The organism is Flavobacterium gossypii (genome assembly GCF_014138495.1).
In the GTDB taxonomy this organism is placed as follows: Bacteria; Bacteroidota; Bacteroidia; order Flavobacteriales; family Flavobacteriaceae; genus Flavobacterium; species Flavobacterium endophyticum.
In genome coordinates, this window is record NZ_JACJIS010000001.1 from 1,123,910 (window position 1) to 1,139,004 (window position 15,095).

Below are 15,095 nucleotides of genomic sequence, written 5' to 3' on the forward strand. Positions count from 1 at the left end.
TATTAATAATGAAAATGTTTACTTTCTTCGATAAATGGATTTCTTTTCGCCAATAGAGGTGATTTTGTAAGTGCTGTAAAGACTACAAAAATAAATAACCCAAGGAAGAAAAATACTGCTCCGATTTCGCCTGCTCCGATGAACCAACGGTCACCAACAGTTGCCGGCATGATCATGTTATAGAAATCAATATAGTGACCTGCCAAGATTACGATACCTGCCATAACAACAATCCAAGTCAGACGTTTGAAATCTGTGTTGATCAAGATCAATACTGGGAAAAGGAAGTTCATAGCAACCATTCCGAAGAAAGGCAAGTTATATTGCTCGATTCTTGTGATGAAGTATGTTACCTCTTCAGGGATATTTGCATACCAGATCAACATGAATTGTGAGAACCATAAGTACGTCCAGAATACACTGATACCGAACATGAATTTCGCTAAGTCGTGGATGTGGCTTGTATTTACATATTCTAAATATCCTCTTGATTTCAAGTACAAAGTAACCATTGCAATTACTGTGATACCGCTTACGAAGAAACTTGCGAAAACGTACCATCCGAATAATGTACTGAACCAGTGAGGGTCAACAGACATAATCCAGTCCCAAGACATGATTGATTCTGTAACGATAAAGAATACTAAGAATGCCGCAGACATCTTGAAGTTCTTTTTGTAGAAAGCGTTGTCGCTTGCTTCGTCTTGAGCCAAACAGTTTTTTCTAGAGAAATATCTGTAAAGGTTCCATCCGATGATGAAAACTGCTGCTCTGATTAACCAGAAGTATTCGTTAAGGTAACCTGATTTGTTAGCGATTAGTTTATCGTATTTTGGATTTGCAGGATCTAATAAGTCAGCATCCATCCAAACATATAAGTGGTGAACGTGGAAAGCTCCCAATGCTAAAAGAATAAATACGATAATAGAACCCCATGGCAAATAAGCCGTGATTCCTTGCATTACTCTAAACAAAACTGGAGACCAGCCTGCTTGAGCTACTTGCTGGATTGCATAGAATGCTAAAGCACCCAATGAAATCAGCATGAAAAACAATGCCGCAACGAAAACTGCTGCCCATGGCTTGTTTTTTAATTGGTGAAAAACGTGCTCTACGTGTTTTGCATGCTCTGCATGTGCCACATCGTGTCCGCCTTCAGCTTTGTCATGACCGTGAGCCGCAACAGCAGCGTGGTCTTTATCTGAATGATGTTCTTCAGTTGCAGCAACTGCATGTGCTGTATCTTTTGAAATTGAAATTGTATCAACGTGCACTGAATCTGCCATACTAGCTTCAGGCTTTACTTCAGCTGTTGCAACTGGAGTTTCATGAACCTCAGTAGTAGCTGCATGAGCGTCATGCGTTTCATGGCCTGCCGCTTGATGATGCCCACCGTGCTCTTCTGCTTCTTTCTTAAGGATTTCCTCTACTTCAGCTGTATTTTTTGGTGCAGTTAAAAAACTATATCCTACCCCAAGGATACCTAACACCATAAGGATAATAGAAAGAGTTTTTAATTTGCTTGAAAATGTGTACATATCTATTAAGATCAGTTTGTTCTACAATTATAATTCGCTTTTTAGTTTCATCACATAAGCTGCAACCATCCAACGCTCTTCTTTAGTAAGTTGGTTAGCATGAGAACCCATTGCATTTAATCCGTAAGTTTCTACGTGAAAAACACTACCTTCAGTGATAACTCTATCGGCATAGCTAGGAACTCCTAAGAATTTCTCTCTCTTCACCAAATTTCCTTTTCCATCGCCTTTTTCACCGTGACAGATTGCACAATAAATTGCGAAGAGCTTTGCTCCTTTATCAGAATTTCTAGCAATAGAATCCAAAGGAGATTTCAAATTCGCTTTAGCCAATTCATAACCAGCAGTCGTATTTTCATATTCATAAGGCTCGAAGCCTCTTGGAATAGATCCTTTTGCAGGCAACTGTCCTTCTTTGCCGTTTTTGAAAGCATTAGATTCAGAATAGGTTTCATAACCTACTGCTTCATACATATTAGGAAAGTATTGATAATTTGGCTTTTTCTTGTTGTGACAAGAAACGGCCGTTATCGCAATTCCTACCAAAAGTGTTATTTTATATAAACTTTTCATATCTCCTATTAATGCTTTTCTATTACTTTAACTTCTACTGCTCCAGTATTTTGGAAGAATGTAACTAATTCATTCTCGTCTCCGTGAACTGCAACTTCCATCAAGAAATGGTCATCAGTAGTTCTAACATCTGGATTTTCTGCTTTTTTGAATGGCCATAATTTACTTCTCATGTAGAAAGTAATAACCATTAAGTGGGCAGCAAAGAATACTGTCATCTCAAACATAACCGGAACGAAAGCTGGCATGTTTTCGATGTAGCTGAAACTTGGTTTTCCACCGATATCTTGCGGCCAGTCAGAAATCATGATATAGTTCATCATTGTTGTTGCCACAGACAGACCTACTAATCCGTATAAGAAGGCGCAGATTGCCAATCGAGTTGGAGCTATTCCCATTGCTTTGTCCAATCCGTGAACTGGAAAAGGCGTGAAAACTTCTTCAATATGGTGATGAGCAGCACGTGTTTTCTTAACGGCATCCATAAGCACATCATCATCATTATAAATAGCGTATATAACTTTATTACTCATGGTGTGAATGTTTATTTTCTTCTCTTTGTTTTTTATAGTTTTCTCCAGAAGATTTCAAGATTGTTTTAACCTCTGCTTGAGCAATCACAGGGAAAGATCTAGCATATAGAAGGAATAATACAAAGAAGAAACCGATTGTTCCGACAAATATTCCAATATCAACGAATGTTGGCGAGAACATTGTCCAAGAAGATGGAAGGTAATCTCTGTGCAATGATGTTACGATAATTACGAAACGCTCAAACCACATACCGATGTTTACCACAATCGAGATAACGAAAGAGAACATGATACTTGTTCTTAATTTTTTGAACCACATGAACTGAGGAGAGAACACGTTGCAAGTCATCATCGCCCAGTAAGCCCAAGCATAAGGACCTGTTGCTCTGTTCAAGAAGGCATATTGTTCGTATTCAACACCTGAATACCATGCAACGAACAACTCAGTGATATAAGCCACACCAACGATAGAACCTGTAATCATGATTACGATGTTCATCAATTCGATATGTTGTAGTGTAATGTAAGCTTCTAGGTTAGAAACTTTTCTCATGATGATCAGCAAGGTGTTTACCATCGCGAATCCTGAGAATACCGCTCCAGCAACGAAGTATGGAGGGAAGATTGTTGTATGCCATCCTGGAATTACGGATGTTGCGAAGTCAAAAGATACGATCGTGTGTACAGAAAGCACAAGTGGCGTTGCCAAACCTGCAAGAACCAAAGATACTTCTTCGAAACGTTGCCAGTCTTTTGCTCTTCCGCTCCAACCGAAGCTCAAGATGGAATAAATTCTTTTTGTGAAAGGAGTGATTGCTCTATCTCTTAGCATTGCGAAATCCGGAAGCAAACCTGTCCACCAGAAAACTAGCGATACGGAAAGGTAAGTAGAAATCGCAAATACGTCCCAAAGCAACGGCGAGTTAAAGTTAACCCAAAGGGATCCGAATTGGTTTGGAATCGGCAATACCCAGTATCCTAACCATGGACGACCCATGTGGATAATGGGGAACAAACCTGCTTGAACAACCGAGAAAATGGTCATTGCTTCTGCAGAACGGTTAATCGCCATTCTCCATTTTTGACGGAATAATAAAAGTACTGCGGAAATCAGAGTTCCTGCGTGACCGATACCAACCCACCAAACGAAGTTCGTGATATCCCAAGCCCAGCCAACTGTTTTATTTAATCCCCATGAACCGATACCAGTAGATATGGTGTATATGATACAGCCGAGTCCCCAAAGGAAAGCGACTAGTGCGATTGAAAATACAATCCACCATTGTTTGTTCGCTCTACCTTCAACAGGTGCAGCTACATCTACTGTTACGTCGTGATAAGATTTATCACCTATAACTAAAGGTTTTCTAATGGGTGCTTCGTAGTGAGACGACATAATCCTTTATCTTGTTTCTTAATTAATTATTTATTGACTAGGTATTTCTAACTTTTACATGATAGAATACGTTCGGTTTTGTTCCAACGTGCTCTAACAAATGATACATTCTGTTATCTTGCTCTAAATCTGCAATTTTACTTTCTTTATCATTTACATCACCAAACATCATAGATCCTGATGTACATGCAGCTGAACAAGCAGTTTGGAATTCGCCATCCTTAATTGCTCTACCATCACGTTTTGCTTTCAAGATTGTTGCCTGAGTCATTTGAATACACATAGAACATTTTTCCATAACCCCTCTTGAACGAACTACAACATCTGGATTCAATACCATACGACCTAAATCGTCATTCATGTGGTAATCGAACTCTGAATTTTTGTTGTACAAGAACCAGTTGAAACGACGTACTTTATAAGGACAGTTGTTTGCACAGTAACGAGTTCCAACACATCTGTTGTAAGCCATGTGGTTTTGACCTTGACGTCCGTGTGAAGTTGCCGCAACTGGACAAACAGTTTCACATGGCGCGTGGTTACAGTGCTGACACATTACAGGCTGGAATGCAACTTGCGGGTTATCTGATGGATGTTCCATTTCGCCAAAACCTCCTAAAGAGCCTTTGTCACCGAACAATCCTTCGAATCCTTCTTTTTTCTCGTTGTCTTGTTCGAAAGTATCCTCAGAAGAATAGTATCTGTCGATACGCAACCAGTGCATATCACGGCTTCTTCTAACTTCGGCTTTTCCGACAACAGGAACGTTATTTTCTGCATGACAAGCAATAACGCAAGCGCCACAACCTGTACATGAATTTAAGTCAATTGATAATTTAAAATGGTGTCCAACTGAACGATCAAATGAATCCCATAAGTCGACAGTATTTGCTTTAACCGGGTTGTGATCTAGAGAAACCATCGGAGCTGGATTCCAAACAGAAGCATCTTCTTTTTCGAAAACATCAAGCGTTGTTTCTTTAATGATATCACCTCTACCCATCAAGGTTCTTTGCAACTGAACACAAGCAAATTCGTGATCGCCGCTTACTTTCGTAACTTTTGCAGCTTGATTTGCATTTGAATTTGCATATAATGTATAGGCGTTAACACCTATTTGCATTTCTTCTTTCAAAGATTCTTTACGGCCGTAACCAAGAGCTACACCGATTGTTCCTACAGCTTGCCCTGGCTGGATGATTACCGGAACTTTTTCCAATTTCACACCGCCAACTTCGATGTCAACATAGCTACCATTCAAACCACCGTTAGCAACATTATAGTTTTCTAAACTTAATCTTGTAGCATCAGCTTTTGAAATCGTAACGTAGTTATCCCAAGAAACACGCGTGATTGGGTCAGGGAACTCTTGCAACCAAGGATTGTTGGCTTGCTGACCGTCTCCCATTCCTGTTTTAGTATACAATACCAATTCGAAATCGCCTGCCTTTTTAGCTTGTGCCAAAGTTGAAGCAGCACCTCCGAAATCAGCTGAACCAGCTGTAGCACCAGTTATAGGTGTAGAATAAACTCCGTCATGGACTAATTTATTCCAAGTTGTTCCTGTAGCGATTGAAGTCGCAACCGCTTTAAGGTAATCGTAATATGCAGTACTGTTATCAGACCAAAGCAATAAAGCTTCCTGAAACTGTCTTGTATCGAATAAAGGACGAATCGTTGGCTGCGTGATGCTATAATTTCCTTTAGAAATTGTTACGTCACCCCAAGATTCTAAGTAGTGAGGCGCTGGAGCAGCAATAGAAGAAAGTACCGCTGTTTCATCTTCTTTTAAAGAAAATACCACAGACAAGCTTACTTTTTTCAAGCCTTCAGCGAAATCTTTTGAAGCAGCTAATGTATACACTGGATTCACACCGCTCATGATCAACGTGTGAACGCTTCCAGCTTTCATGTCAGCCACTAATTGCGCAACAGCTTTAGCATTTCCTTTTCTAGTCAATCTAGCACCAGAAGGATTGAATGCTTCTGATTTTAATGCATTGTTAATTGCAAATACAAGCAATTGTGCATTCAAATCATCTAAACCAGAAACCAAAACTCCTTTTGATCCTGCTGATTTAAGTTGCTGTGCCGCTTTCATTACTTCTTCTTCTCTTGCTACTTTTTGAGTTCCAACAGAAGATCCTGTAATGATATTATAAATTTTAACCAAAGCATGCTTTTGGTCAGTAATTGTCAATGGAATACGTTTATCAGCATTCGCTCCTGATAAAGACATGTTTGATTCCAATTGGATGTGCTTCGACATTTTTCCGTTTTTCGGAACACGTCCTTTTGCATATCCAAAATCAAATCCGCCACCTTGCCAGTCTCCTAAGAAATCAGCTCCTACAGAAACGATAACCTCTGATTTAGAGAAATCGTAATCTGCCAAAGCTCTTTCTCCGTATACCATTTGGAAAGCATCCAAGGCATTTGATTCAGAAACAGCATCGTATACGATATGTTTTGCAGATGGATTTTTTGCGATAAATTCAGCAATCAATTTATCTGTAGATGGGCTTGCCATAGTATTCGTAAGCAATACTACTTGACCGCCTTTTGCTTTAGCATCGTTTAAACTCGCTTTTACTTTTGCATCAACATCAGACCAAGAAGCTGATTTTTTTGCAATTTTTGGCTGTTTTAAACGAGTATTATCATATAAAGAAAGAACAGAAGCATGAACTCTGGCGTTTGCGCTAAGTTTTACTCCGTCGATTGTATTATTTTCAACTTTGATCGGACGACCTTCGCGTGTCTTGATTAAGATATTAGCAAAATCAAATCCGTCAGCCATAGTTGTTGCGTAGAAATCTGCAACTCCAGGAATAATTTCTTCTGGCTGTACCACGTAAGGAATCGACTTAATTACCGGACCTTCGCAAGCTGCTAAAGAGGCTGCTGCTGTACTAAATCCTACATATTTTAAGAAATCACGACGTGATGTTGATGATGCTGATAATGATTCTTTGTCTCCTAAAAACTCTTCGACAGGAATTGGTTCTGCGAATTCGTTATTTCTGAGCGTCTCAACAATAGAACTATTATCGTTTAGTTCTTCAACACTTTTCCAGTATTTTTTGTTTGATGACATCGTATATATATATTAGCTACTTAATAATTGATTAATAGTGACACTTACCGCATTCCAATCCGCCCATTTCAGCGGCAGTAAGTTTGTCTTTGCCATATTTCTTAGCAAGTTCTGCGTGGATTTTGTCATAGTAAGCATTACCTTCCATTTTCACATCAGTCTTACGGTGGCAATCAACACACCATCCCATTGTCAATGGAGAATGTTGTTCCATGATTTCTAATGTTTCAACTGGACCGTGGCAAGTTTGGCACTCAACACCAGCAACGGAAACGTGCTGAGAGTGATTGAAGTACACAAAGTCAGGAAGATTATGAATTCTAACCCATTTCACAGGTTGTGTTTTTCCAGTGTATTTTTGAGTCGCTTTATCCCAGCCTACTGCATCGTATAATTTTTGGATTTCTCCATCATAGAATGCTTTGCTGTGTTCTGGAGTCCCAGTAGTTTCAGCAACTTCAGAGATATTTTTGTGGCAGTTCATACAAACATTCAAAGAAGGAATACCTGCATTTTTACTAACACGAGCAGAAGAGTGACAGTATTTACAATCAATACCGTTATCTCCAGCGTGGATTTTGTGAGAATAGTGGATTGGCTGGATTGGCTGATATCCTTGATCAACACCAACCTGCATCAAATAACCATACACAAAGTATCCGCTAGCCAACAACAAGAAGATTGCAGTAACCAAAACCAAGAATTGGTTTCTAGCAAAAGCTACCCAAATTGGAGTTGTAGGCTCTTTTTTAACTGGCTCCACTCCATTTGCTTTAGCAATCTTGCCTAGAACATTGTTCACCAAGAACAACATTACAACCAACATCACCATAACAAGAGCTAAAGCACCAAGTATAACGTTATTAGAAACACCTACACCGCCTTGCTCCATTCCTCCTGCTTCAGATCCACCAGCAACAGCAGGCTTTTCAGCTTTTGGCTCAGACGTATACGCTAAAATATTATCAATATCAGCATCAGACAATTGAGGAAATGCAGTCATTACAGACTTGTTATTCTCATTAAAGACTTTTACCGCAGCAGCATCTCCTGATTTAATCATAGCCTGGCTATCTTTAATCCAAGCATGAAGCCATTTTTTATCATGTCTTTCAGTCACGCCTCTCAAAGCAGGACCTGTCATCTTCGCGTCTAATTTATGACACGCAGCACAGTTGGCATTGAAAAGAGCTTTACCTGCAGCAGCATCGCCGGCACCCGCAGCAGGAGCTGCAGCTTCGGCAGCTGGAGCAGCAGCTGGTTCTTGAGCAAAAGATGAAACGGAAAATGTTAGCATTAGCGCTAAACTGAACAGTAATATTCTTGAAATCGAATTATGGTTACCCACCTTTTTCATATTTAAAATGATTATCGACTAAATTTGGTATGGTTTTTTCTCTACAGAAAAATGAGAAAATTCAATACGTTCTTTAAAACTTTGCACAAAAATACGACTTATGAACTATTCTCAAAACCTTAAATAAGTCTTAAATATCAATTTATATTAATTCTAAATAATTTTTTTAGATTTGGTTAAAAGCAGAAATATTACATTTGTATAAAATTAACTTCATTATGAGAATTTTAAGTCAAAAATCCCTATTCATAAATGCTTCTTTCATAGCGTTTTTAACAATTTCTGCTCATTCACAAGAAAGAAATATTAAGGTCACACAAGACCCAAAATTCGAGCAATTGTTGAATGAAAAGCGCAAAATCAACTCTTCTTTAACAGTTAACGAGCGTTATAAAATCCAAATTTTTAATGGCGACAGCGAGAATGCAAAAAAAATGCTTCAGGAATTCAAAAAGGAGTTTAAAAATCTCGATGGTACGATTGTTTTCAACACGCCAACTTATAAAGTTTGGATCGGAAATTTTAAGACAAAAATCGAGGCAGAACGCAATCTTATGGACTTGAAAAGAAAATACCCAAATGCATTGGTTATAAAGCCAAGCAAGTAATAATAGTAGGCTTCTAAAGCCTATAAAACAAAAAAATCCCGATGTTTCCATCGGGATTTTTTATTGGTTGCTTAACAACCTAAATTATTTCAGTTTTTTCTTAACAGCTACTTCTTGGAAGGCTTCGATAATATCATACTGTTCAATATCGTTGTAACCTTTGATCTGGATACCACAGTCATAACCTTTAGCTACTTCTTTCACATCGTCTTTGAAACGTTTCAGCGTTGCTAATTCACCTGTGTAAATTACCACACCTTCACGGATCAAGCGGATTCTAGAGCTTCTGAATATTTTACCATCTGTAACCATACATCCAGCAATTGTTCCGACTTTAGAAATCTTGAATGTTTCACGGATTTCGGCAGTTCCAGTAATCTCTTCTTTCATTTCTGGAGACAACATTCCTTCCATCGCATCTTTTAAGTCATCGATTGCATCATAGATGATCGAGTAGTTACGGATATCGATTTCTTCTTTGTCAGCTAATTGTTTCGCATTACCAGCCGGTCTTACGTTAAATCCGATAATGATCGCATCTGAAGCAGACGCCAACATAACATCGGTTTCTGTAATCGCACCAACTCCTTTATGGATAATATTGATTTGGATTTCTTCTGTCGATAATTTAGAGAACGAGTCAGACAATGCTTCCACAGAACCATCCACGTCACCTTTCAAGATAATGTTCAATTCCTTGAATTGGCCAAGCGCAATACGACGTCCGATTTCGGCCAACGTAATATGTCTTTGCGTACGTACAGACTGCTCACGCATCAACTGCGTACGTTTTGCGGCGATTTGTTTCGCTTCTTTTTCGTCTTCAAAAACATTAAACTTATCACCTGCTGTCGCCGCTCCATCCAAACCTAAAACAGATATTGGAGTCGAAGGCCCAGCTTCTTTGATTACGTTTCCACGTTCATCATGCATTGCTTTTACTTTACCGTGGTGTTTACCGGCAAGCATATAATCACCTACTTTTAAAGTTCCGTCTTGAACTAAAACTGTAGAAATATAACCTCTACCTTTATCAAGGAAGGCTTCAACAACAGTTCCAGTTGCAGGTTTGTTCGGATTTGCTTTCAAGTCTAAAAGTTCTGCTTCAAGCAATACTTTTTCTAGCAATTCTTTTACGCCTAAACCTGTTTTTGCAGAAATATCATGAGATTGGATTTTTCCTCCCCAGTCTTCTACAAGCAAGTTCATCCCTGCTAATCTTTCTTTTATCTTTTCAGGATTTGCCGTAGGCTTATCCACTTTATTGATTGCGAAAATAATTGGCACATTAGCTGCTTGCGCATGGCTGATAGCCTCTTTCGTTTGTGGCATGATATCGTCATCCGCTGCAATTACGATAATCGCAACGTCGGTTACCTGAGCACCACGGGCACGCATCGCGGTAAACGCCTCGTGACCTGGAGTATCAAGGAAAGCGATTTTTTGTCCGTTTTCCAAAGTAACACCGTAAGCACCAATATGCTGCGTGATTCCACCAGACTCGCCAGCGATTACGTTTTCTTCACGGATATAATCCAGCAAAGATGTCTTACCGTGATCGACGTGACCCATTACGGTTACGATAGGCGCTCTATAAACTAAGTCTTCTGGCTTGTCTTCAACAGTTTGGATTGCTTCTTCAAGTTCTGTCGTGATGAATTCAACATCATAACCAAACTCATCGGCAACAATTGTCAGAGTTTCCGCATCTAGACGCTGGTTCATGGTAACCATGATTCCAAGTGCCATACACGTTCCAATTACTTTAGTAATCGGCACATCCATCATGATGGCAACTTCTCCTACAGTAACGAATTCTGTTACCTTGATTGTTTTGCTTCCTTCTTCGAATGCTCTTTGTTCGTCATCCGATTTTTGACGGTGCGTATCTCTTTTATCTCTTCTATATTTAGCCGCTTTAGATTTGCTTCCTTTTCCTTGAAGTTTCTCTAAAGTCTCTCTAATTTGGTTTTTAACTTCTTCTTCCGTAGGCTCAACTTTTGCTACAATAGCCGGTCTGTTACCTTTTACGAAACCTGGCCTAGCGCTTCTGTTTGCATTGTTTCCGCCAGCATTATTATTGCTGTTCGGACGAATAGCATTTCCGCCGCCTTGACCTGGCTGTCCGCCTGTTTGTGGCGCGCCTGGCTTTCCTGGAATTCTTTTTCTCTTGTTTTTATTATTATTGTTCGCATTGGCACCTGCTGCTCCTGGAGCACCTGGCTTGTTTGGAACAATTTTCGGCTCTTCTTTTTTCTTTTTAGGCTTATTGAATTGCGATAAGTCAATAGTCTGTCCAGTAAAAGTAGTACCCGATAATTTTTGGTATTGTGTAGCAATTGCTTCTTCAGCAGGCTGATCACCTTCTGGCGTGGCTTTTGCTTCAGGAGCTTCTTTTTTGTCCTCTTTTTTGGCAACAGGAGCAACTTCAGGTTTCGCTTCTTCTTTTACGGTTTCAGCCTTTGGAGCAACAACTGGTTTTGGCTCAACCGGTTTTGAAACTTCTTGTTTTTCAACAGGAGCTTCTTTGACAGGTTCAGCAGGTTTTTCTGGAGCTGGAGTCGGTTCAGTGGCTTTTGGCGCTGGCTCTACCGCAGGAGATTTTGGCTCCAAATCGATTTTTCCAACTTGCTTCGGACCAGACAAAACAGCCTTAGCTTTGATAACTTCTTGACGTTGGCGCTCTTCTTCTTGCTTGCGTTTCTCCTCTATTTCACGCTCTCTTTCTACACGCAATGCTTCTTTCTCTTTCCTTTTTTCTTCTCCAACTTCTTTTGAAGCCTCTTTTTTCCCTTTATCGCCAGCAAATTGACTTTGCAGAATATCGTATTCCTTGTCAGATATTTTCGCGTTTGGGTTTGCATCAATAGCAATCCCCTTATCTTTTAGATAATCAACGGCCCTATCTAACGAAATATTCAATTCCCTTAAAACCTTGTTAATTCTTATTACTCTCTCTTCAGACATAAAACCTTTTTATTATTACCTTTTTTGTTGTGTTGTTGTGAATTTAGTCTTCGAACTCTTCTTTCAAAATCCTTATCACATCAAGGATCGTCTCTTCTTCTAAATCGGTTCTTCTGACTAAATCATTCACATCTTGTTTTAAGATGCTTCTTGCGGTATCCAATCCGATTTTGGCGAATTCTTCGATTACCCAAGCTTCGATTTCGTCAGAGAATTCAGTTAATTCAACATCGTCCTCTTCTTCAGCGATATTACCTTCACGGATAACATCCAATTCATATCCTGTCAAAAGTCCAGCCAATTTGATATTATGACCTCCTCTACCGATGGCTTTCGACACTTCTTCTAACTTCAAGAAAACATCAGCTCTTTTGGTTTCTTCGTTGATTTTGATTGAAGAAACTTTTGCAGGGCTTAATGCTCTTGTTATAAACAGCTGCGTGTTTGTTGTATAATTGATAACGTCGATATTTTCGTTTCCAAGTTCACGAACAATGCCGTGGATTCTTGAACCTTTCATACCTACGCAGGCTCCAACTGGATCAATTCTGTCATCATACGAATCAACAGCTACTTTTGCTTTTTCACCTGGAATTCTAACCACGCCTTTGATCGTAATCAAACCGTCGAAAACCTCAGGAATTTCTTGCTCAAACAATTTTTCTAAAAACTTCTCAGAAGTTCTAGACATGATAATTTGAGGCTTATTTCCTTTTAATTCCACATTTTCAATGATTCCTCTAACATTATCTCCTTTTCTGAAAAAGTCAGATGGAATTTGTTTTTCTTTTGGAAGTACGATTTCGTTCCCTTCATCATCCACCAAAATTACAGCTCTTGGACGAACGTGATGTACTTCGGCAGTATAAATATCGCCAATTAAATCTTTAAATTGCTTATAAAGATTCGTATTATCGTGTTCGTGTATTTTTGAAATCAGATTTTGGCGCAACGCTAAGATAGCTCTTCTTCCTAAATCGATTAATTTTACTTCTTCAGAAACTTCTTCTCCAATCTCGAAATCCGGCTCAATCTTTCTTGCTTCAGTTAATGTAATCTCTTCATTTTCGAAATCTAGATCTTCGTCTGCAACAATAACTCTTCTTCTCCAAATTTCCATATCGCCTTTATCAGGATTGATAATGATATCGAAATTATCATCAGAACCATACTTCTTTTTCAATGCATTTCTAAACACATCTTCCAAAATCGCCATAAGCGTTACACGATCAATTAGCTTGTCGTCTTTGAACTCTGAAAATGACTCGATTAATGCAATATTCTCCATGCCTATTCTTTAAATTAAAATGTTATTGTAACAATTGCTTCTTTTATGTCGGTATACGGAAGTTCTTGTCTTTTTTCAACAGTTTCTTTTCCTTTACCTATTTTTTTTGGTTCTCTGGCAGTCCATGTCAATGTGATAAATTCATCATTCGCATCAACAAGTTCTGCAGTTATGATTTCAGTTGCAGTCTTCACTTGTAAAGTTCTACCGATATTTTTCTTATACTGCCTTACTAATTTCAATGGAGCTGAAACACCTCCTGAGGCTACCTCCAAAGAAAAATCTTGTTCTTCTCTATCGAGATTATGTTCAATAGCACGGCTGATATCAATACAGTCTTGCAAAGTTACGCCATTATCTCCATCTAAAGTAACAATAATTTTGAAAGCATCTGTAATTGTAAGATCAATAAGAAAAATCGATGGCTTTTCTTCAAGACCTGCATTTAATAACTCGCTAACTTTTTCTTTAAATGTCATATTTTTATAAAAAGAGGGGACAATTAGTCCCCTCATTATTTAAGTTTTAATAAATAACGGTGCAAATATAGTGTTTTTTTTCTATATTGAAAATCATTGTAGTATATTGTGCCATGTTAAATTAAATTCTTACCTTTATGTAAGAAAAACAAACTATCTTTCATACAACCTTACACTCAAAATTATGAAAAAAATTTTAGTTCCAACCGATTTTTCTGATCATGCAGAATATGCTTTAAAAGTTGCGGCACAGATAGCAAAAAACAACAATGGCGAGATCGTTCTCCTTCACATGCTGGAGCTTCCAGGACAAGGAAGCGATGCAATTGGATCTGGCAGCGACATCCCTGAAATCATGTTTTTCAAAAACAAGGCTATTGAAAAATTAGAAAGCCTGATGGACATCAGCTATCTTGAAGGAATCTCTGTTTCTGAAATCATACAGTTTGAAAAAACATTCGAAGGAATCATCAATATCAGCAAAAAAAATAACGTAGATTTAATCGTGATGGGTTCTCATGGAGCGAGTGGCTTCCAAGAAATGTTCATCGGGTCTAACACTGAAAAAGTAGTGCGTTCTTCTGACATTCCTGTTTTGGTCATCAAAAAAGAAGAAGGCGAATTCAGCGTAGAAAAATTCGTGTTTGCTTCTGATTTTTCTGAAGAAATAAAAGGCTCTTTTTCAAAAGTCGTAGAGTTTGCCAATAAATTCAATGCGCATCTTAATTTGGTAATGATCAACACTCCGAACAGCTTCAAGCCAACCGATGTGGCTAAGAAAATAATGCACGATTTTGTTTCCAGCTTTAATGTCAGCAATTTTACCACACATATCTATAACGACACGAATATTGAAAAAGGAATCCTCAATTTCGCAAAAAGCATCGATGCCGATTTGATTGGAATGAGTACTCACGGAAGAAAAGGTCTTTCTCACTTTTTCAACGGCAGTATCAGCGAAGATCTGGTGAATCATGCACAAAGACCGGTTGTCACTTTTAAGATCTAAAAAATACCGATTATAAACAAAAAAACCTCTCAATTTCTTGAGAGGTTTTTTGTTGGCTTACTAGGACTCGAACCTAGAACGACTGGACCAAAACCAGCTGTGTTACCATTACACCATAAGCCAATACTGCTTGATTGCGGGTGCAAATTTAGTACAAAAAATATATTGCGCAAATTTTTCTTCAATTTTTATTGAATATTTTTTTTTTGGCTTTTCGTTAAATAAAAAAGCATTTTCTTTGCAAGTATAA

Annotated in this window: 11 protein-coding genes and 1 tRNA gene; 2 read left to right on the plus strand and 10 right to left on the minus strand. The window is 38.6% G+C overall.

From position 1 onward, the window contains the following. Window positions 1-2 precede the first annotated feature (2 nt). From GGR22_RS05325 to GGR22_RS05350, 6 genes are read right to left on the minus strand one after another with little or no spacing between them, the layout of a single operon-like run. Window positions 3-1,538, minus strand: coding sequence for a quinol:cytochrome C oxidoreductase (locus GGR22_RS05325; protein ID WP_182492840.1), 1,536 nt, complete (start codon window positions 1,536-1,538; stop codon window positions 3-5). Window positions 1,539-1,565: 27 nt separating this feature from the next. Continuing rightward, complete coding sequence (locus GGR22_RS05330) at window positions 1,566-2,111, minus strand: c-type cytochrome (protein ID WP_182492841.1); 546 nt, start codon at window positions 2,109-2,111, stop codon at window positions 1,566-1,568. Between the two features lie 8 nt (window positions 2,112-2,119). Then, on the minus strand, window positions 2,120-2,644 hold the full coding sequence (locus GGR22_RS05335; RefSeq protein WP_121375310.1) for a DUF3341 domain-containing protein: 525 nt from the start codon (window positions 2,642-2,644) through the stop codon (window positions 2,120-2,122). Beyond that, window positions 2,637-4,040 carry an NrfD/PsrC family molybdoenzyme membrane anchor subunit gene (nrfD, locus tag GGR22_RS05340; protein ID WP_121375311.1) on the minus strand — a complete coding sequence of 468 codons (1,404 nt, stop codon included), beginning with the start codon at window positions 4,038-4,040 and terminating at the stop codon, window positions 2,637-2,639. Before nrfD ends, GGR22_RS05335 begins: the two co-directional genes overlap by 8 nt. A 37-nt stretch (window positions 4,041-4,077) precedes the next feature. Then, window positions 4,078-7,137 (minus strand): TAT-variant-translocated molybdopterin oxidoreductase, encoded by a 3,060-nt coding sequence (locus tag GGR22_RS05345; RefSeq protein WP_182492842.1) that lies wholly within the window; start codon window positions 7,135-7,137, stop codon window positions 4,078-4,080. A 31-nt stretch (window positions 7,138-7,168) separates the two neighbouring features. After that, the gene (locus GGR22_RS05350; RefSeq protein ID WP_182492843.1) at window positions 7,169-8,494 is read right to left on the minus strand and encodes a c-type cytochrome; all 1,326 of its coding nucleotides are present in this window, start codon (window positions 8,492-8,494) and stop codon (window positions 7,169-7,171) included. Between the two features lie 218 nt (window positions 8,495-8,712). On the opposite strand from GGR22_RS05350, the gene GGR22_RS05355 reads away from it, so the two are divergent. After that, window positions 8,713-9,102, plus strand: a complete 390-nt coding sequence (locus GGR22_RS05355; protein ID WP_182492844.1) for an SPOR domain-containing protein — start codon at window positions 8,713-8,715, stop codon at window positions 9,100-9,102. Between the two features lie 84 nt (window positions 9,103-9,186). Here the strand turns inward: GGR22_RS05355 and infB are convergent, their stop codons facing one another. From infB to rimP, 3 genes are read right to left on the minus strand one after another with little or no spacing between them, the layout of a single operon-like run. Continuing rightward, on the minus strand, window positions 9,187-12,069 hold the full coding sequence (gene infB, locus GGR22_RS05360) for a translation initiation factor IF-2 (protein WP_182492845.1): 2,883 nt from the start codon (window positions 12,067-12,069) through the stop codon (window positions 9,187-9,189). A 43-nt stretch (window positions 12,070-12,112) separates the two neighbouring features. Next, window positions 12,113-13,357 carry a transcription termination factor NusA gene (nusA, locus tag GGR22_RS05365; RefSeq protein ID WP_121375316.1) on the minus strand — a complete coding sequence of 415 codons (1,245 nt, stop codon included), beginning with the start codon at window positions 13,355-13,357 and terminating at the stop codon, window positions 12,113-12,115. A gap of 14 nt (window positions 13,358-13,371) precedes the next feature. Beyond that, window positions 13,372-13,836: a ribosome assembly cofactor RimP gene (gene rimP, locus GGR22_RS05370; RefSeq protein ID WP_182493512.1), complete on the minus strand. Its 465-nt coding sequence runs from the start codon at window positions 13,834-13,836 to the stop codon at window positions 13,372-13,374. A gap of 184 nt (window positions 13,837-14,020) precedes the next feature. Here rimP and GGR22_RS05375 point away from each other — a divergent pair, with 184 nt between their 5' ends. After that, a complete protein-coding gene (locus tag GGR22_RS05375) occupies window positions 14,021-14,845 on the plus strand; it encodes a universal stress protein (protein ID WP_121375318.1) in 825 nt (274 codons plus the stop codon). Window positions 14,846-14,897: 52 nt separating this feature from the next. On the opposite strand, the gene GGR22_RS05380 is transcribed toward GGR22_RS05375, so the two are convergent. Next, window positions 14,898-14,968 (minus strand) — tRNA-Gln (locus GGR22_RS05380). Window positions 14,969-15,095 lie beyond the last annotated feature (127 nt).

Excerpts from the sequence above, each read along its gene's own strand:
- GGR22_RS05335 (WP_121375310.1), bottom strand. The coding sequence starts at position 2,644 with ATGAGTAATAAAGTTATATACGCTATTTATAATGATGATGATGTGCTT.
- GGR22_RS05345 (WP_182492842.1), bottom strand. The coding sequence starts at position 7,137 with ATGTCATCAAACAAAAAATACTGGAAAAGTGTTGAAGAACTAAACGAT.
- infB (WP_182492845.1), bottom strand. The coding sequence starts at position 12,069 with ATGTCTGAAGAGAGAGTAATAAGAATTAACAAGGTTTTAAGGGAATTG.
- nusA (WP_121375316.1), bottom strand. The coding sequence starts at position 13,357 with ATGGAGAATATTGCATTAATCGAGTCATTTTCAGAGTTCAAAGACGAC.
- GGR22_RS05330 (WP_182492841.1), bottom strand. The coding sequence starts at position 2,111 with ATGAAAAGTTTATATAAAATAACACTTTTGGTAGGAATTGCGATAACG.
- GGR22_RS05355 (WP_182492844.1), top strand. The coding sequence starts at position 8,713 with ATGAGAATTTTAAGTCAAAAATCCCTATTCATAAATGCTTCTTTCATA.
- GGR22_RS05325 (WP_182492840.1), bottom strand. The coding sequence starts at position 1,538 with ATGTACACATTTTCAAGCAAATTAAAAACTCTTTCTATTATCCTTATG.
- rimP (WP_182493512.1), bottom strand. The coding sequence starts at position 13,836 with ATGACATTTAAAGAAAAAGTTAGCGAGTTATTAAATGCAGGTCTTGAA.
- GGR22_RS05350 (WP_182492843.1), bottom strand. The coding sequence starts at position 8,494 with ATGAAAAAGGTGGGTAACCATAATTCGATTTCAAGAATATTACTGTTC.
- GGR22_RS05375 (WP_121375318.1), top strand. The coding sequence starts at position 14,021 with ATGAAAAAAATTTTAGTTCCAACCGATTTTTCTGATCATGCAGAATAT.
- nrfD (WP_121375311.1), bottom strand. The coding sequence starts at position 4,040 with ATGTCGTCTCACTACGAAGCACCCATTAGAAAACCTTTAGTTATAGGT.